The organism is Caballeronia choica (genome assembly GCF_001544535.1).
GTDB lineage: Bacteria > Pseudomonadota > Gammaproteobacteria > Burkholderiales > Burkholderiaceae > Caballeronia > Caballeronia choica.
Genome location: NZ_FCON02000389.1, coordinates 1 through 2067 on the forward strand (window position 1 = coordinate 1; position 2067 = coordinate 2067).

Genomic DNA, 2067 nt, shown 5'->3' on the forward strand with positions numbered 1-2067 from the left:
AAAAACTGGGCTTTATGTCACCCCATGAAGCCCGTCACGCAGCCACCATGAAAGAGGCCGCCTGAGTTGCAAACCCGCGTCCAGACAATCCGAGCCGGTACACGGAAATTGATCGGAACATCCGCGCCGGTCGACAGCTCCGTTGCCGATTTATCGAACGGCCGCTAACTCAACAATCATCGGCCGTTCGCAAAAACCCATTGACCGTCTCTTCGTGGCCGAACCCATCCCCACGGCGCACTTCGGAATCGCCCCCCTTGCGACCTGTCGCGACGAGAGCTCCCACTCCTGAAGCAATTGGCCGGCTATCGGCCTATCATACGCAACCGCTCCCTACCCAACCTGCTCAGGCTGATGAGCCGAGCGCCGATTCATGATCGCTCATCTGACAAGAGCCGGTCTGAATTCTGCTCGCAGGATATTTCGCAAAAGGACTTTGATCATGGATGACATCTCTCCGCAAGCGTTCATAGATGCGGTAAGCGGATATCAGAAGACCGCCGCGGTGAAGGCCGCAGTGGCGCTCGATCTGTTCACCGCGATCGAGAATGAGAATGGCGAGCTCTCGCGGATATCGAGCCGCGTGCAGGCCTCCGAGCGCGGTGTGCGCATGCTGTGCGATTACCTGACCGTGCAGGGGTTTTTGCAGAAGGAGACAGGATGCTATCGATTGACACCATCGACTTCCGCGTTCCTTACGACTTCCTCGCCGGCCTGGATGGGGAGCATCCTGGATTTCTTTGCGGCCCCTGAAATGATCGCGCTGTGGCTGGACGATCCAGTTGCGTTCGTTCGCAACGGTGGATCCGTAGGGCTGGGCAACATGGCCCCAAACCACCCCGTCTGGGTGAAATTCGCGCGCGCGATGGTACCGTTTGTGGCGCCCACCGCACAGAACATAGCTCAACAAGTGGGCACATGGCCGCAAGCACCGAAGCGCGTACTCGATATTGCCGCCGGGCACGGGGTATTCGGAATTGCGATCGCCAAGGCTGTCCCCGGCGCAGAAGTCGTGGCGACCGACTGGCACGCGGTACTGGAGGTCGCGAAGGAAAACGCTGCGGCGGCCGGTGTGAGCGCGCGCCATCACACGATCGCGGGCAGCGCGTTTGAAGTCGAATGGGGAACGGATTTCGATCTCGTGCTGATCACGAATTTCCTCCACCACTTCGATCGGCCGACCTGCGTAGAACTGCTCTCGAAGGTACACAGGAGCCTCAGCCCCGGAGGGCGAGTACTCGCGGTGGATTTCGTTCCTAATGAGGATCGCGTGTCGCCACCGTTCGCCGCTGCGTTCTCCTTCGTGATGCTTGCGTCCACACCACAAGGTGATGCGTACACTGTGCGCGAGTTCGAGGAGATGGGCAGCCAAGCAGGGTTTTCAAAGGTAAGCGTAGCGCCGCTGCCGCCTTCGCCGGAAAGTCTCATCATTTTCGAGTAGCACGCTGCCTGGCTCTGCGCGACGCACAGAAGGCACTGACTGTGCCGCCGCTCACGGCGGCTTGCGAACCCAGAACAGATATGCGCCCGGGCGCCCGAAACCTGACCGTCCTACCGCTGAGAAGCGGGAATCGAATCTCCACCCAAAGCTGACGCCTGAAAACGGACTCACAGGCGGAACGCGAACGCACTTTTGGCGCTGGTCGCCTTTAGTTTGGAAGGCCCACTACCGAAAATGATCGAAAGTGCGAGGAACGGTCTCGCATCGCGATCAACTCCTTTTCTTCTGGTGCATCACGCCACGCCTGTAGCTGATCTGCACTGTCGAAAACGTAAATGACGACACGCGAAGCCGGCGGAGAACCTTCGATCGAGTTCGTGATACGCGTCCCCGTCGAGGCAATGTGACTATCAGCCCTTGCGGCGGCGAAAAGCGAGCGCGAGTAAACCCTGCCCTGCAAGCGTCAACGCCAAGTTCGGAGGTCTTGGCACTGTGGATGTCAAAGTGTAAAGTCCGCCGCCCCTTCAAACTCGTAGTTGCTGAACTGTATTACTGACAGGTGCACCAAATAGTGCCTTGCGCGTTATACGGGTATGAAGACGAAAACTGATGGCCGAAAACTGGAT

Annotated in this window: 2 protein-coding genes; one reads left to right on the forward strand and one right to left on the reverse strand. The window is 58.6% G+C overall.

Annotated features, from left to right (window positions below):
- Positions 1-442: 442 nt before the first annotated feature.
- On the forward strand, positions 443-1441 hold the full coding sequence (locus AWB68_RS44295; protein ID WP_087650377.1) for a class I SAM-dependent methyltransferase: 999 nt from the start codon (positions 443-445) through the stop codon (positions 1439-1441).
- A gap of 208 nt (positions 1442-1649) precedes the next feature.
- Here AWB68_RS44295 and AWB68_RS51805 read toward each other — a convergent pair whose 3' ends face one another.
- Positions 1650-1901, reverse strand: coding sequence for a DUF1330 domain-containing protein (locus tag AWB68_RS51805; RefSeq protein WP_087650378.1), 252 nt, complete (start codon positions 1899-1901; stop codon positions 1650-1652).
- Positions 1902-2067: the final 166 nt, after the last annotated feature.